The sequence below is a fragment of the Plantactinospora sp. DSM 117369 genome (assembly GCF_053764795.1).
Window position 1 is genome coordinate 1138547 of record NZ_CM132446.1, and the last position, 16606, is coordinate 1155152.

At 72.6% G+C, this 16606-nt stretch carries 12 protein-coding genes; 9 read left to right on the top strand and 3 right to left on the bottom strand.

From position 1 onward, the window contains the following. Positions 1-47 precede the first annotated feature (47 nt). Entirely contained in the window at positions 48-512 is a 465-nt protein-coding gene (locus tag ACSMXO_RS05250) for a hypothetical protein (RefSeq protein ID WP_346262087.1), read from the top strand. Positions 513-516: 4 nt separating this feature from the next. On the opposite strand, the gene ACSMXO_RS05255 is transcribed toward ACSMXO_RS05250, so the two are convergent. Next, complete coding sequence (locus tag ACSMXO_RS05255) at positions 517-1614, bottom strand: GNAT family N-acetyltransferase (protein ID WP_455416889.1); 1098 nt, start codon at positions 1612-1614, stop codon at positions 517-519. Between the two features lie 79 nt (positions 1615-1693). Between ACSMXO_RS05255 and fdxA the strand changes: the two genes are divergently transcribed. From fdxA to ACSMXO_RS05270, 3 genes are all read left to right on the top strand, one after another. Further along, positions 1694-2017, top strand: coding sequence for a ferredoxin (gene fdxA, locus ACSMXO_RS05260; RefSeq protein ID WP_203864497.1), 324 nt, complete (start codon positions 1694-1696; stop codon positions 2015-2017). A 62-nt stretch (positions 2018-2079) separates the two neighbouring features. Beyond that, a complete protein-coding gene (dapC, locus tag ACSMXO_RS05265; RefSeq protein WP_455419176.1) occupies positions 2080-3156 on the top strand; it encodes a succinyldiaminopimelate transaminase in 1077 nt (358 codons plus the stop codon). Positions 3157-3331: 175 nt separating this feature from the next. Then, positions 3332-7261: a ThuA domain-containing protein gene (locus ACSMXO_RS05270; RefSeq protein WP_455416890.1), complete on the top strand. Its 3930-nt coding sequence runs from the start codon at positions 3332-3334 to the stop codon at positions 7259-7261. Between the two features lie 168 nt (positions 7262-7429). On the opposite strand, the gene ACSMXO_RS05275 is transcribed toward ACSMXO_RS05270, so the two are convergent. Together ACSMXO_RS05275 and ACSMXO_RS05280 are read right to left on the bottom strand one after the other, a co-directional pair. After that, positions 7430-8872 carry a dihydrolipoyl dehydrogenase family protein gene (locus ACSMXO_RS05275; protein WP_455416891.1) on the bottom strand — a complete coding sequence of 481 codons (1443 nt, stop codon included), beginning with the start codon at positions 8870-8872 and terminating at the stop codon, positions 7430-7432. 1 nt (position 8873) lies between these two features. Then, complete coding sequence (locus ACSMXO_RS05280) at positions 8874-9431, bottom strand: hypothetical protein (RefSeq protein WP_455416892.1); 558 nt, start codon at positions 9429-9431, stop codon at positions 8874-8876. 149 nt (positions 9432-9580) lie between these two features. Here ACSMXO_RS05280 and ACSMXO_RS05285 point away from each other — a divergent pair, with 149 nt between their 5' ends. The 5 genes from ACSMXO_RS05285 (at position 9581) to ACSMXO_RS05305 (ending at position 16580) form a co-directional block, all read left to right on the top strand. Further along, on the top strand, positions 9581-10180 hold the full coding sequence (locus ACSMXO_RS05285; protein ID WP_455416893.1) for a TetR/AcrR family transcriptional regulator: 600 nt from the start codon (positions 9581-9583) through the stop codon (positions 10178-10180). A 51-nt stretch (positions 10181-10231) separates the two neighbouring features. Continuing rightward, positions 10232-10891 carry an SIMPL domain-containing protein gene (locus ACSMXO_RS05290; protein ID WP_455416894.1) on the top strand — a complete coding sequence of 220 codons (660 nt, stop codon included), beginning with the start codon at positions 10232-10234 and terminating at the stop codon, positions 10889-10891. A 196-nt stretch (positions 10892-11087) separates the two neighbouring features. Beyond that, positions 11088-12590, top strand: coding sequence for a class I tRNA ligase family protein (locus ACSMXO_RS05295; protein WP_455416895.1), 1503 nt, complete (start codon positions 11088-11090; stop codon positions 12588-12590). 7 nt (positions 12591-12597) lie between these two features. Continuing rightward, on the top strand, positions 12598-13245 hold the full coding sequence (locus tag ACSMXO_RS05300; protein ID WP_455416896.1) for a nucleoside/nucleotide kinase family protein: 648 nt from the start codon (positions 12598-12600) through the stop codon (positions 13243-13245). A gap of 191 nt (positions 13246-13436) precedes the next feature. Continuing rightward, a complete protein-coding gene (locus ACSMXO_RS05305) occupies positions 13437-16580 on the top strand; it encodes a putative bifunctional diguanylate cyclase/phosphodiesterase (protein WP_455416897.1) in 3144 nt (1047 codons plus the stop codon). Positions 16581-16606: the final 26 nt, after the last annotated feature.

Below are 16606 nucleotides of genomic sequence, written 5' to 3' on the forward strand. Positions count from 1 at the left end.
GCAGGAAGCCCCCGGACGGGTGGGGGCCCGAGGCCAGAGGACGTGCGATGAAGGAGCGTTGGCTGCCGGTCGGAGTACTCGCGGGCGTGCTGTTCGGGATCAACGTCGTGGCCCGTCTGGTGGCCCGGTTCGGGTTCGGTGACAACACCGAGATACAGGACCGGATCTCGTTGGGCATGTTCGCCGCGATCGGGCTGGTCCTGGCGACCCTCGCGTTCCTCCGGGGGCAGCGCCGTCCGCTGCCCGACTGGAGCGGGGAGATGGCACTCGCCGTACTGGTCGCGATGGTGCTGACCATCTTCGTCGGGCCGTTCATCAGCGGCAGCCAGCCGTTCGCCTCGGGGGCCGGGGCGTTCTTCTCGCAGATCTGGCTCTACGCCGGCTTCACCCTCGGCGGCGCACTCGTCGGCTACCTGCTGCTCACCGCGTTCGGCCGGGACTACCGGTCCCAGTCGCTCAAGCGGTACGCCGAGGCCAAGCAGTCCAAGCCCCGCCGGGTCGTACGCCGCTGACTGGTCAGTGCGGCGCGACCCGGGTCTGGTAGGTGTGGTGCGTGCTGAAGCCGAGCCGCCGGTAGAGCGAGACGGCGGCCTCGTTGCGCTCCTCGACCTGGAGGAACGCCCGGGTCGCACCGAGCCCCGCCGCCCACTCCGCCAGCGCCCGGATCAGGTGCTGGGCCAGCCCCTGCCGCCGGGCCGACGGGACCACCTCGATCAGGCTCAACCCGAGCCAGCGGTGCTGGCCGGTGACCGTGCCCCGGGCCACCGCGATCAACTCCGGCCCGTCGCCCGCGTGGCCGGCGGGCGGCGTGGCGTGGCCGGCGGGTGGGGTGGCGTACAGGTGGGCGAAGCGGACCTGGCGCACGGCGGTGAGGATGTGCCGGGCGGCGGCGGGCAGCTCGGCCGGAGCTCCGGGGTCCGGGGAGCGTCCCGAGCCGCCCGGCGGTCCGGTGCCGGCCGCGTCGAGCCGGGCGTACTGCCGACGCTGTTTCGCCTTGCGCTGGGCGGCCAGGGCGAACCACTCCGGCGAGGGTGTCCCGGCCAGCTCCGGCGCGGGCAGGTCCGGCCGGGCGGGGACGGCGTCCAGGATCGTCGCCAGCGGCGCGGTCTGCACGAGTACCAGCGGCCGGGCCGACCAGCCGCGCTCGTCCAGCGCCGCCCCGACCGGCGCGGCCAGCGGGAGCGGCACGTTGACCATCGCCGGCCGGCCGCGTTCGGCGTACCAGCGCTGCACCGCGTCGATCGCCTCGTCGAGCGGCCGGTCCGGGTCACCCACCGGCAGCGCGGTGTTCGCCCGCCCGGACCAGCCGTCGGCGGTACGCAGCAGCCAGTCGCCGAGCCGTTCGCGTACCGGGGCCGGCCAGGCCTCGTCCGAGGCGAGTTCGAGTTCGACCACCGCCGCCGCGTTCGGGCGCCGGGCCGGCGGCACCCGCTTGGCCCGGTGCACCTCGCGCAGCGGCACCCGGAGCGGCCCGGTCGCGGTGGCCAGAGTGAGATGGGTCTCGGTCAGGTCGACCAGCTCGCCGAGCGCGTCGCTGAACAGGGTGCGTCCGCTCTGATTTCCGACAATCCGGCGAACGACGATCCGGTGTCCCACATCGCGGCGTCCGAGCACGATCGACCCCCTCCCCGGCGACATACTAGGCTCTTACCGTCGCGGTCGATCGCGGCGTGGCTTGCGGAGGAGAAGATCGGTGACCTACATCATCGCCGAGCCGTGCGTGGATGTGCTCGACAAAGCGTGCATCGAGGAGTGCCCGGTCGACTGCATCTACGAAGGCAACCGGATGCTCTACATCCACCCCGACGAGTGCGTGGACTGCGGGGCGTGCGAGCCGGTCTGCCCGGTGGAAGCGATCTTCTACGAAGACGACGTGCCGGAGCAGTGGAAGGACTACACCACCGCCAACTACGAGTTCTTCGAGGACCTCGGCTCGCCCGGTGGCGCCTCCAAGACCGGCAAGATCGAGAAGGACACCCCCTTCGTCGCGGCGCAGCCGCCGCGAGGTGAGCACTGAGCGGCACGACGCCGGTTGCCGGCCGTACGCCCGACGGGGCACGCTCCGGCCGCACCGGCAATCTGCCCGACTTTCCCTGGGACCTGCTCGAACCGGCGAAGGCGCTGGCCGGGCGGCATCCGGACGGGATCGTCGACCTCTCCGTGGGTACCCCGGTCGACCCGGTGCCCGGTGCGATCCGGGCCGCGCTGGCGGCGGCCTCGGACGCGCCCGGCTATCCGCTGACCGCCGGCTCGCAGGCTTTGCGTGCCGCGCTCGCCGAATGGGTGGCCCGGTCCTGCGGGGCCGACCCGGAGACGGTCGGCGTGCTGCCGACCATCGGCTCGAAGGAGCTGGTCGCCTGGCTGCCCACCCTGCTCGGGCTCGGTCCCGGCGACGTGGTGGTGATCCCTCAGGTCTGCTACCCGACGTACGAGGTCGGGGCGTGGCTGGCCGGCGCCGAGGTGGTCCGGGCCGACGCCCTGACCGCGCTCGGCCCGGACCCCCGGGTACGCCTGCTCTGGGTCAACTCGCCGTCCAACCCGACCGGCCGGGTCCTGCCGCCGGAACATCTCCGCAAGGTGGTGGACTGGGCCCGCGAACGCGGCGTCGTGCTGGCCAGCGACGAGTGCTACCTCTCGCTGGGCTGGGAGGAGACGCCGACCTCGATCCTCGACCCGGCGGTCTCCGGCGGCGACCACACCAACCTGCTGGCCGTGCACTCGCTCTCCAAACGTTCCAACCTGGCGGGCTACCGGGCCGGCTTCGTCGCCGGTGACCGGAACATCATCGGCACTCTGCTGGCGGTGCGGAAACATGCCGGGATGATCGTGCCGGCTCCGGTGCAGGCGGCGATGGTCGCGGCGCTCGGCGACGAGACGCACGTGGTCGAGCAGCGCGCCCGATACTCCGCCCGCCGCAAGGTGCTGCGAGACGCGCTGGTCAAGGCCGGTTTCGAGATCACGTACTCCACGGCCGGGCTCTATCTGTGGGCCAGCCGGGGCGAGGACTGCTGGGCCACGGTGGACTGGCTCGCCCGACGGGGCATCCTGGTCGTGCCCGGCGAGCTCTACGGCCCGACCGGCAACCGGCACGTCCGGGTCGCGCTCACCGCGACGGACGAGCGGGTGGCCGCCGCCGCGGACCGGCTGCTCTCCTGATCGACCCCGTCCGGCGAGCGGAGAGCGCTCTCGGAAATGTGCTCGGCACCGCTTGACGGCACGGCAACACGCTCGTAACGATGTATGCACATCTTTCGCGCCTCCGGTGATCGCCGGTGGCGCGAGCCAGAGGGCGTGACACGGCGGACCGCCCGGTCGACGAAGGGACCGGTCCGTGCGTGGGATAACACGATCCTGGCTCGGCGCTGCGCTGAGCCTGCTTCTCGTACTCGTCGGAGTGGCGGTGACACCGCCGGTGGCGAGCGCCGCCCCGGCCTTCACCGTGCTGGTCTTCTCCAAGACCGCCGGCTTCCGGCACGGCTCGATCGGCCCCGGCATCGCGGCCATCCAGCAACTCGGCGCGGCCAACAACTTCGCCGTCGAGGCGACCGAGGACGCCGGGGCGTTCACCGACGCCAACCTGGCCCGGTTCGACGCGGTGGTCTGGCTCTCCACCACCGGGGACGTACTCGACAGCGCGCAGCAGGGCGCCTTCCAGCGCTACATCCAGGCCGGCGGGGGGTACGTCGGGGTGCACGCCGCCTCCGACACCGAGTACGACTGGCCGTGGTACGGCGGGCTGGTCGGGGCGTACTTCGCCTCGCATCCGGCACCGCAGCCGGCCACCCTCAAGGTCGCCGACCGGGTGCACCCGTCCACCCGGACGCTGCCGCTGCGCTGGAACCGCAGCGACGAGTGGTACAACTTCCGGGCCAACCCGCGTGGCAAGGTGCACGTGCTGGCCACGCTGGACGAGACGACGTACACCGGCGGGGGCAACGGGCACGACCACCCGATCGCCTGGTGCCACAACTACGACGGCGGGCGGTCCTGGTACACCGGCGGCGGGCACACCGACGAGTCCTTCGCCGAGCCGCTGTTCCGGACCCACCTGCTCGGCGGGCTGCGCAGCGCGGCCGGGGTCGAGCCCGGGGTCTGCGGTGGCACCGTGGAGAGCAGCTTCCAGCAGGTGACCCTGGCCAAGGGGGTGGCCGAGGTCGGCGAGCCGATGAGCCTGACCGTGCTGCCGGACCGGGGCGTGCTGCACACCGCCCGGGACGGCACGATCCGGCACACCGACGCGGTCGGCAACACCAAGGTCGCCGGCCGGCTCGCCGTCTACACCTCGGACGAGGAGGGTTTGCAGGGCATCAAGGCCGACCCCAACTTCGCCACCAACCGCTGGGTGTACCTCTTCTACGCGCCGCCGTTGAACACCCCGGGCGGCGGCGCCCCGGCCACCGGTACGCCGGCCGACTTCGCGCCGTTCAACGGCGTCAACCGGCTCTCCCGGTTCACCGTACGGGCCGACAACACCCTGGACATGGCGAGCGAGACGCTGGTGCTGGACGTGCCGACCAGCCGGGGGATGTGCTGCCACGTCGGCGGGGACATCGACTTCGACGCCGCCGGAAACCTCTATCTCTCCACCGGCGACGACACCAACCCGTTCGACTCGGCCGGGTTCAGCCCGATCGACGAGCGGCCCGGCCGCAACCCGGCGTTCGACGCCCAGCGGACCTCGGCGAACAGCAACGACCTGCGCGGCAAGGTGCTGCGGATCAAGCCGAACGCGGGCGGTGGCTACACCGTGCCGGCCGGCAACATGTTCGCGCCCGGCACCCCGAACACCCGGCCGGAGATCTACGCGATGGGCTTCCGCAACCCGTTCCGGATGAGCGTCGACAAGGCCACCGGCGCGGTCTACCTCGGTGACTACGGCCCGGACGCGGGCACCGCCGACCCGAACCGGGGACCGGCCGGGCAGGTGGAGTTCGCCCGGATCACCTCGCCCGGCTTCTACGGCTGGCCGTACTGCACTGGCGACAACGACGCGTACAACGAGTTCACCTTCCCGTCCGGGCCGTCGGGGCCGAAGTACAACTGCGCGGGCGGGCCGACCAACGACTCGCCGAACAACACCGGCATCCGCAATCTGCCGGCGGCGGTGCCGGCCTGGCTGCCGTACACCGGGTCGCAGCCGCCGGAGTTCCCGGGTGGTGGGCTCTCCCCGATGGCCGGGCCGGTCTACCGGTACGACCCGAACTCCACCTCCGAGGTGGCCTTCCCGGAGTACTACCACGGCACGTTCTTCGCCGGTGAGTTCGGCCGGCGCTGGATCAGGAACATCGTGCTGGACGAGGCGGGCAAGCCATTCAAGATCAATCCGTTCCCGTGGTCCGGTACCCAGGTGATGGACCTGGAGTTCGGCCCGGACGGTGCGCTCTACGTGCTCGACTACGGCACCGGCTTCTTCAACGGCGACGAGCACTCGGCGGTCTACCGGATCGAGTACGCCCGCAGCGGCCGCGCCCCGAAGCCGGTGGTGGCGGCGACCCCGACCTCCGGGGTGGCGCCGCTGACCGTCAGCTTCTCCTCGGCCGGCACCCTCGACCCGGACGGCGACCCGATCAGCTACGCCTGGGACTTCGACGGCAACGGCAGCACCGACTCCACGGCACCGAACCCGACCTTCACCTACACCACCAACGGCACCCGGAGCGCGACGCTGACCGTCCGGGACTCGACCGGCAAGACCGCCACCGGCAGCGTGGTGATCACGGTTGGCAACACCGCCCCGACGGTCCGGCTGGAGTTGCCGGGCAACGGCCAGACCTTCACCTTCGGCGACACGGTGCCGTTCCGGGTGCTGGTCACCGATCCGCAGGACGGCACCATCGACTGCTCCCGGGTCAAGGTCAGCTATCTGCTCGGGCACGACGCGCACGCACACCTGCTGACCAGCGCACAGGGCTGCACCGGCACGCTGCGTACCGTCGCCGACGGCGAGCATGACACCGCCGCGAACATCTTCGGGGTGGTGGACGCGGAATACACCGACAGCGGTGGGGGCGGGCAGGCGCCGCTGACCACGCACGCGCAGAGCATCCTGCAACCCCGGGTACGCCAGGCCGAGCACTACTCGTCGGCGAACGGCGTACAGACCAGCGCCCCGGGCCAGGCGCACGGCGGCCGGGCGGTCGGCTACATCGACAACGGGGACTGGATCGCGTTCACCCCGTACGACCTGACCGGGGTGCGGTCGTTCTCCGCCCGGGTCGGCGCCAACGTGGGCGGGCACACCCTGGAGTTCCGGATCGGCTCGCCGACCGGACAGGTGATCGGCTCGGCGACGGTTCCCGCCACCGGCGGCTACGGCGAGTTCCGCGACGTCACCGGCGGCATCACCGCACCGGCCGGCACGCACGAGCTGTACCTCGTGTTCCGGGGCACCGGCGGCGGGCTCTACGACATCGACGAGTTCACCCTGCTCGGCGAGGGCGGCGGGCCGGGGCCGGACCCCGAGCCGACCGGCAACCTGGCACTGAACCGGCCGGCGACCGCGTCGAGCGTGCAGGGTGCCGACGTGCCCGCGTCGGCGGCGGTGGACGGCAACCCGGCCACCCGGTGGTCGTCGGCGTTCGCCGACCCGCAGTGGATCACCGTTGACCTCGGGGCGTCGTACCAGCTCAGCCGGGTACGGCTGAACTGGGAGGCGGCGTACGGCAGCGCGTACCAGATCCAGACCTCGACCGACGGCAACGCCTGGACCACCGTGAAGTCGGTGACCGGGGCGGACGGCGGGGTCGACGACCACCCGGGGCTGACCGGCACCGGCCGGTACGTCCGGATCCACGGCACCGCCCGGGGGACCGGCTTCGGCTACTCGCTCTGGGAGGTCGAGGTCTACGGCACCCCGTCCGGCCCGAGCGGCGGCGGCAACCTGCTGCTGAACAAGCCGGCGACCGCGTCCAGCGCGGAAGGTGCCGACGTGCCCGCCTCGGCGGCGGTGGACGGCAACCCGGCCACCCGCTGGTCGTCCGCCTTCACCGATCCACAGTGGATCCGCGTCGACCTCGGCTCGGCGCAGCCGATCGGCCGGGTGAGGCTGCTCTGGGAGGCGGCGTACGGCAGCGCGTACCAGATCCAGACCTCGACCGACGGCAACGCCTGGACCACCGTGAAGTCGGTGACCGGCGGCGACGGCGGCACCGACGAGCACACCGGGCTCGGCGCCACCGGCCGCTACCTGCGGATCAACGGCACCGTCCGGGGCACCGGCTACGGCTACTCGCTCTGGGAACTGGAGGCGTATCCGAGTTGACGGTTCGAGTGTTCGCGTAGCCGCTGACGGGTTCCGGCGGGGCGCCGGATCGCCCGGCCACATCGAGACCTCCCAGGTCTGTGGACCGGCACGGTGCTACCGTCCGGAACCCCTCGGCAGGCATCCACGCACCAACCGCCCGCCGTGCCACTCGACGACCTCGCGCTGTCAGCGGCCGTACGCCTCCAGCAGGCGCAGCCACACCTCGCTGACCGTGGGGAACGCGGGAACGGCGTGCCACAACCGATCCAGCGGCACCTCGCCGACGACCGCGATCGTCGCCGCATGCAGCAGTTCCGCGACGTCCGGACCGACGAGGGTGCAGCCGACGATCACCTGCCGGTCCTCGTCGACGACCATCCGGGCGTTTCCCTGGTAGCCCTCGGCGTGTAGGGCGGATCCCGCGACGGCGGCCAGGTCGTAGTCGACGACCCGGATCCGCAGCCCGGCGGCCTCGGCGGCGGCTGCGGTCAGCCCCACCGACGCGATCTCCGGGTCGGTGAAGACGACCTGCGGCACGGCGCGCTCGTCGGCGGTGGCGACGTGCCGGCCCCACCGGCCGTCCTCGACCGCCTCGCCCCTGGCCCGCGCCACGATGACGTCGCCCACCGCCCGAGCCTGGTACTTGCCCTGATGGGTCAGTAGGGTGCGCCGGTTGACGTCACCGGCGGCGTACAGCCATCCGTCGCCGAGCAACGCCCCGTCGTCGTCGACGACCCGCAACGTGTCGTCGACCGTGAGCCAGGCACCGGGCTTCAGACCGATCCTGTCGAGGCCGATGTCCTGGGTGTTCGGCGTACGGCCGGTCGCGACCAGGATCTCGTCGGCTTCGACCTGCTCGCCGTCGGTGAGCGTGATGTGCACCGCGCCGTCGCCGTCCCGGATCACCGACCCGGCCTCGGCACCGAGGCGCACGACCACACCGGCTTCCCGCAACGACTGCGTGACCCGCTCGCCGACGAACGGCTCCGCCAGGGGCAGCACACCGTCACGGGCCAGCACCGTCACCGTGGATCCGAGACCTGCGAACGCGGTCGCCATCTCCGACGCCACCACGCCACCCCCGATGATGGCGAGCCGACCGGGAATTCCGGTCGCGGCGGCTGCCTCCCGGCTGGTCCAGGGTGCCGCCTCGCGGAGGCCGGGGAGATCCGGGATCAGGGCGCTGCTGCCGGTCGCGACGACGACCGCATGCCGAGCGGTGAGCGAGACGGTCGGGTCGTCCCCGCCGGCCCAGACCTCGACGACCCGGTCGGACCTGATCCGTCCCTGGCCGCGATACAGCGCGATGCCGGCCGAGTCGAGCCAGGACACCTGCCCGCTGTCCGACCAGTTGGAGGTGAAGGAGTCGCGACGGCGCAGCACGGCTGCCGCGTCCAGGTCGCCCGTCACCGCCTCACGCGCTCCGGGCAGCCGACGCGCCGCCCGGAGCGCCGTCGCGCTGCGCAGCAACGCCTTGGTCGGCATGCAGGCCCAGTATGAGCATTCACCACCGACCAGTTCTCGCTCGACGACGGCGGCGGTCAGGCCACCCCGCACGACCCGATCGGCGACGTTCTCCCCGACCGGCCCCGCGCCGATGACGACGACGTCATAGGTAGCGTTTTCCATGTCAGTGCGCCTTGGCGGCGCGGCCGAGGCGGATGGCCGAGATGAGGAAGAAGATGGCGCCGGGGATGGCGTAGCCGATCGCGTTGGTCAGCATCGGGTTCTCTGCGGAGGCACCGGCGATGAACGACCCGCCGGCGAGTACGGAGATGCCACCGCTGATGATCATCGGCCACTGGCCACCCATCCCGCGGCGGGTGACCGCCACGATCAACTGAACCAGTCCGGCCACGATCGCCCAGGCGCCCCACACGCGCAGGACCGCCGGTATGCCGGACGCGCCGGCGATGGCCAGGCCGACCGCGGCGAGCAGGCTGACCGCGACGTTCACGTACAGCAGGGTGGGCGATCCGGTGGCGCGCGACGCGCGGGCGTCGACGACGGCGGCGGCCACGTCGAACAGCGGGTAGAGCACGAGCAGCGCCACGGTGAGCGGGCCGAGGTGCTTGGCGAGCGGGAACATCACGAGGGCCCAGACGATGGCGAACGCGAAGCGGACGAAGTACAGCCGCCGCAGGGTGGACGCCGTCGTCGAGACGGCGGGTGCGGTAACGGTGGTCATGGTGATCCTTTCGGTGGTTACCGAGGGAAACCGCAACTAAGCGGGCACCGCAGTTGAAAACACCACTAGAACGAACGTTCTGTCTCGCTAACCATAGCGACTTCGTGTCGACGTGGCAAGACCGAACGTTCTATCCCTACTATCGGCTCATGGCACCTAGCGAGACCGGCACCCGGCCGTCCGAGGCGCGGCAACGGCTCCTCGACACGGCGACCAGGATCTTCTACGGGGAGGGAATCCACTCGGTTGGCGTCGACCGGATCATCAACGAGGCGAAGGTGACCCGGGCCACTTTCTATCGGCACTTCCCCGGCAAGGAGGACCTTGTCCTTGCCTATCTGCACGCGGCCGATCACGCCATCCGCAGCCAGGTGGAGACGGCCATCACCGCCGGCCTCCCGGCGCCCGACGCCCTCCGGGCCGTCGCAGAGTCGATTGCCCAGAGCATCCAGTCCGCCGGCTTTCGCGGCTGCGCCTTCCTGAACGCCGTGGCCGAGTACCCCGATCCCGACCACCCGGTGCACCAGGCCGTCCTCGCGCATCGGCAGTGGTTCCTCGACACGGTCAACACCTTGATGGCGAACATCCAGGAAACCGAGGCCGAGCCCGCCGCGCAGCACTTCGTGATGCTCCGCGATGGCGCGATGGCGGCCGGCTGCCTGTTCGACCGGGCACTGATCTGCGAGACCTTCCTCCGCGGCGTCGAGGGACTCATCCGGACCCACTCCGCACGCCAGCCGAGCAGGTAGCGGCTCGCCGCGTACCGAGCCGAACCGACTGTGCCGGACTAGGGTGGATAGATGACGGCGCAACCCTTCGTGCTGGTCCGCGGCGAGGTGGTCCGGGAGGTTCCCCCGGAGATCGCCCGCTTCTCGGTGACGGTCGCCGCCCGGGACAAGAACCGCCCGGCGGCACTGTCCCGGCTGGCCGAGCGGTCCGAGGCGGTCCGAGCGCTGGTCGACGAGTACGGCGACGCCATCGAGCGCCGGGAGACCGGCGACCTGTGGGTACGCCCCGAGCTGAAGCGCTCCGGCGAGAAGGTCACCGGGTACGCCGGCAGCGCCACCACCGTCGTCACGGTGACCGACTTCGGGGTGCTCGGCGAGTTGATGCTCCGGCTGGCCGACCAGGACCAGACCAGCGTCGCCGGCCCGTGGTGGGAGCTGCGCCCGGGCAGCCCGGTGCACCGGGAGGCACGGCGGGCCGCCGTCGCCGAGGCGATCGCCCGGGCCCGGGAGTACGCCGACGCGCTCGGCGCCGAGGTGACCGCCCTGCTGCACCTCTCCGACGCCGGCCTGACCGCGCAGCCGCTGATGATGACCCGGGCCGCGCACACCATGGGCTACCGGGCGGCCGGCGGAGCGCCGCCGGAACTCGAACTCGACCCGCAGGTGCAGACCGTGCACGCCACCGTCGAGGCCCGGTTCGCCATCACCCCGCCCCGACTCGCACCGGAATAATGCCGGTGCGCGACGGCGGCGTGCCGCACTAGCCTGCCGCCATGACCGCCGCGACCCGTACCCGAGTCATGCGCCTGCCCCGGAGGGGCCGGAGCTAGGTCGCGCGCCAACCGCCCGCGTCGACGGGCCTCTCGATTCTTCGAGGGGCCCGTTTCGGATGTGTCGGGCCCCTCCCGAGCACCTCTGGAGGAGCGCCATGACCTACCTGACGACACCGATCTACTACGTCAACGACCTGCCGCACGTCGGGCACGCGTACACGACGGTGCTGGCCGACGCGCTGGCGCGCTGGGAGGGGCTCTGCGGCCGGCCGGTCCGGCTGGTCACCGGCACCGACGAGCATGGCGCCAAGGTGCGCCGGGCGGCGGCGGAGGCCGGAATCGCGCCGGCCACGCTCGCCGACCGCACCGCCGGCCGGTTCCGGGCCACCTGGGACCGGCTCGGCATCGGGTACGACGAGTTCGTCCGGACCACCTCGGCCCGGCACCGGGAGACAGTGACCGCACTGCTGACCCGGGTGCACGACGCCGGTCACCTCCGCCCCGGCCGGTACGACGGGCGGTACTGCGTCGGCTGTGAGGCGTACACGACGGAGCCGGTCTGCCCGGTGCACGGCCGGCCGACCGAACTGGTCGGCGAGGAGAACTGGTTCTTCCGGCTCGCCGAGTTCGCCCGGCCGCTGGCCGAGTGGTTCGAGCGGTGTCCGGACGCGGTCCGGCCGGCCAGCCGCCGCAACGAGGCGCTCGGCTGGCTGCGCCGGGGACTTGCCGACTTCTCGATCAGCCGGGCCAACCTGGACTGGGGCATTCCGCTGCCCTGGGACCCGACCCAGGTGACGTACGTCTGGTTCGACGCCCTCGGCAGCTATCTCACCGCCGCCGGCTGGCCGGCGCCGGAGTTCTCCCGCTGGTGGCCGGCCCGGCACGTCATCGGCAAGGACATCCTGCGATTCCACGCGATCTACTGGCCGGCGATCCTGCTCGCCGCCGACCTGCCACTGCCGGAGCGGATCACCGTGCACGGTTTCCTGCTGCAACGCGGCAGCAAGATCGCGAAATCCGGGCAGCGCACCGTCGCCCTGGACGACCTGCTCGACCGGTTCGGCCCGGAGGGGCTCCGCTACCACCTGCTCCGGGACAACCCGGTCGGCCCGGACGGGGAGTTCTCGCCGGCCTCGGTCGAGGCGCGCTACAACGCCGACCTGGCCAACACGCTCGGCAACCTGCTCTCCCGGGTGACCGCGCTGGTGGTGTCCAGGTGCGCCGGGACCGGCCCGGCGCCGAGCCGGCGCTCCCCGCTCGCCCCGGCCGCCGCCCGTGCCGCCGAGGCCAGCGCCCAGGGCTGGGCGGCCGGGCAGCCGTCCGACGCGCTGGCCGCCGCGTGGCGGCTGGTGGCGGCGACCAATTCGTACCTGGTCTCGGCGCAGCCGTGGCGGTTGCCGGCCGACTCGCCCGAGGCGGCCACGGTACTCGGGGACGCGCTGGAGGCGCTGCGGATCGTCGCCGTACTGGCCGCCCCGGCGGTGCCGGAGACCGCCGCGCGGATCTGGCGGCAGATCGGGCTCGACGGGTACGCCCCGCAGGTCCCCGACGACCTGGCCTGGGGCGGATATCCGGGCGGCCACCGGGTCAACCGGGCCGCGCCGCTCTTCCCCCGGCTCGCGGCAGGGGTGCGGTTGCCGGCCGGCGGGGTGGGATAGTTCCCGGGTGCGCCCCGAACCGTTCCGCCACACCCTGGACCAGTTGGTCGCCCGGGCCCGCACGCTGGCGTCGACCGGGCCGCGCCGGCTGCTCGGCATCACCGGCGCGCCCGCGGCGGGCAAGTCGACCCTGGCCGGACTGCTGGTGACGGCGCTGCACGGCATCGCCGAGCTGGTGCCGATGGACGGCTTCCACCTGGCCGAGGCCGAACTGCACCGGCTCGGCCGGCACGCCCGCAAGGGCGCGCCCGACACCTTCGACGGGGCCGGGTTCGTCGCGCTGCTGCGCCGGCTGCGGGCCGGTACCGAGACGGTGTACGCGCCCGAGTTCCGCCGCGAACTGGAGGAGCCGGTCGCCGGGGCGATCCCGGTCCCGCCGTCGGTGCCGCTGGTGGTGGTGGAGGGCAACTACCTGCTGGTGCCCGACCAGCCCTGGGGCGAGGTGCGCGAACTCCTCGACGAGGTGTGGTTCCTCGACCTCGACGAGACCGAGCGGCTGCACCGGCTGACCGAGCGGCACATCGCGTTCGGCCGGGAACCGCTGGAGGCGGCGGCCCGGGCCCGGGGTACCGACCAGCGCAACGCCGAACTCATCGCCGGCACGATCGACCGGGCCGACCTCGTCGTCCGGATGGCACCGTCCAATCCGGCCTGACGCCGCAGGTCCGTTCCGACCTGTCGACATAGGTCCCGGATTGCTCACTGCCCATCGGTCGGTACCACTACCCGGCGGGGTGATGGCGAAGCGCATCGAGGACTGGTAGACCGATCGGCGAAACTGTTTCGACCAGGGGTGTGCAGCCGCCGGCGACGATCGGCAGGGGAGCGACGATCGGCAGGAGAGCCGTGTCAGTTCGGAAACTGTTGGCCGGGTACGCCGGGGTGTACGCCGCGCTGGTGGTCGGCTTCTTCGCCCTGCCGGTGCCGCGTCCGGTGGTGACCGCCGCGTTCGGACTGACCAGCATGGCGGCCGTCGCCATCGGAGTCCGCCGCTACCGGCCGGAGCGCGGGTACGCCTGGTGGCTCTTTGCCGCGGCACTCGGGGTCTTCGCGGCCGGCGACACCGTCTACCTGCTCGCCGCGAACCTGCCGCTCGGCGACTCCCCGGCCGACTCCGGGCTCGTCTCCGACCTCTTCTATCTGGTGATGGTGCCGCTGATCGGCGCCGGGCTGCTCGGGCTGACCCGCTCCACCACCGGGGCCCGGGACCGGTCCGGACTGCTCGACTTCCTGATCTTCACCACCGCCGGTGCCTTCCTGCTCTGGGTACTGGTGATCCGGCCCTACCTGGTCGGTCCGGGGCCGAGCACGTTCGAGCAGTCGGTGCTGGCCGCGTACGCGCTGCTCGACGTGCTGCTGCTGGCCACCACCGTGCGGGTGGCGGTCACCTCGCGGGGCAGCGTCGCCGGGCTGCTGCTGGTCGCGGGCGCGGCCGGGATGCTGGTCTCGGACATCGGCTACGGCGCCGCGCTGCTGCACGGCGAGTGGCAGCCGGGCGGCCCGAACGAGCTGGGCTGGCTCGCCTTCTACGTCGCCTGGGGCGCCGCCGCGCTGCATCCGTCGATGGCGCGGCTGACCGAGCCGGCCGCGCCGCCGGACAGCGAGATCGACAAGACTCACCTGGTCCTGTTGGGCATCGCCGCGACGCTCGCCCCGGCGGTGCTGCTCTTCGAGGTGGTGAACGGGGACGTCCGGGACGGCGCGGTGATCGCCGTGGTCGGCGGGGTGGTCTTCGCCCTGGTGCTGAGCCGGCTCGGCGACGCGGTGGACGGGCACCGGCAGGCGGTGGCCCGGGAGCGGAGCCTGCGGCAGTCCGGCGCCGAACTGGTGGCCGCGACCGACACCGCCGAGGTGCGCCGGGCGGTACGGACCGCGGTGGCCCGGCTGGTGCCCCGGCAGTCCTCGCACCGGATGGTCTTCACGATCAACCACGCGGACGGGGTGCCGGCGGCCGCGGTGAGCATCTGGGGCCCGGGGCTGGCCACACCGGCACCCTTCTATCCGGCCCCGACCGCCGCCGCTGCCCGGCGCAGCCGGCTGCTCCGGATCCGGACCCTGCAACCGGCGCTGGCCGAGCAGCTCCGCGGCTTCGAGACCGTCGTGCTCTGCCCGCTGGTCGGTGACGGCCGGGTCGACGGCGGGGCCAGCGGTGCGCCCCGGGTCGGTGCGCTGCTGGTGGCCACCGACAGCCGGCTGCTGCCGGCGCTGCGGGACTCGCTGGAGGTGCTGGCCGCGCAGGCGGCGATGGCGCTGGAACGGATCAGCCTGGCCCAGGAGATCAACCGCCGGGACAGCGAGGCGTACTTCCGCAGCCTGGTGCAGAACGCGGCGGACGTGATCCTGATCGTCGACGACGACCACCGGGTCCGGTACGCCAGCCCGTCGCTGCGGACCGTGCTCGGGGTCGAGCCGGCCGACTGCACCGACCTGGGCACCGTGCTCTCCCCCGAGGACCAGCTCTCGGTCCCCGCCCTGCTCGACACGGCGCTCGCCGAATCGGACCGCCGAGGGGTCGGCTGGAGCGTACGGCGGCCCGACGGACAGCGGGTGCAGCTCGAGGTGACCTGTCGGGACCTGCGCCGGGACCGGACCGTACGCGGCTTCGTGCTGACGCTGCGGGACATCACCGAGCGGGTCCGGCTGGAGCAGGAGCTGACCCACCGGTCGGTGCACGACGCGCTGACCGGGCTGGCCAACCGGGCCTCCTACCAGGACCAGGTGTACGAGGCGGTGGAGAAGGCCCGGGACGCTGACCGTACCGTCGGCACGCTCTCCATCGACCTCGACGAGTTCACCGCGGTCAACGACACCCATGGGCACGCGATCGGGGACGCGCTGCTGATCGCCGCCGGGCAGCGGCTGCGGGAGATCGTCGGGCCGACCGACCTGGTGGCCCGGCTCGGCGGTGACGAGTTCGCCGTACTGATCCCGGACGCGGACGACCCGGAGCAGGTCGAGCAGGTCGCCGACCACCTGGTCCGGGCGCTCGCCGAACCGCTGGGGGTCGGCGACACCGTGGTCAACGGGTCGGTCAGCGTCGGGGTGGCCACCACCGCCGACGCGAGCGATGCGGGGGAGCTGCTGCAACGCGCCGACCTGGCGCTCTATGTCGCCAAGGGGGCCGGCAAGGGGCGCTGGTGCCGCTACCAGTCGGAGCTGCACACCGCGATCGTGGAGCGGCTGGAGCTGCGGGCCGCGCTGACCGAGGCGGTGCAGAAGCTCAGCTTCTCGGTCGACTACCAGCCGATCGTCGACATGCGGACCGGGGCGGCGGTCGGCTTCGAGGCGCTGGCCCGGTGGCACCATCCGGCTCGGGGGCCGGTGCCGCCGGAGCTCTTCATCGGGCTGGCCGAGGAGACCGGGCTGATCGAGCCGATCGGCGACTACGTGCTGCGCCAGGCGGCCGGTGCGGTGGCCCGGTGGCGCGCCGAGCGGGGCGCGACGGATGCGCCGTACGTGAGCATCAACGTCTCGGCCCGGCAACTGCGTACCCCGGGCTTCGTCGGCACCGTACGCGGGGCGCTGGCCGCCGCCGACGTACCGCCGGACCGGGTGATGCTGGAGATCACCGAGAGCCTGCTGCTGCGGGACCAGGAGCCGGTCTGGGCGGAGCTGTCCGAGCTGCGCTCCCTCGGCCTGCGGGTCGCCATCGACGACTTCGGCACCGGCTTCTCGTCGTTGAGCTACCTCCAGCAGATGCCGGCCGACGTACTCAAGATCGACCGGTCGTTCACCGAGACGGTGGCGTCGTCGCGGCGGCAGCGGCTGCTGGTGGAGGGGATCATCCGGCTGGCCGGCACCCTGGGCCTGGACATCATCGCCGAGGGGGTGGAGACGGAGGCGGTCCGGACCATCCTGCTGGACATGGGCTGCGCCTCCGGGCAGGGCTACCTCTTCGCCCGGCCGTTGCAGGACCACGACGTGCTGCGCTGGCTCGGCGAGGCACCCGCACCCGGCACGGTCCCGAAGCCCCGCCCGTCCGCCGAGTGACGCCGGCCTTCCGCGCCGCGGCGGAG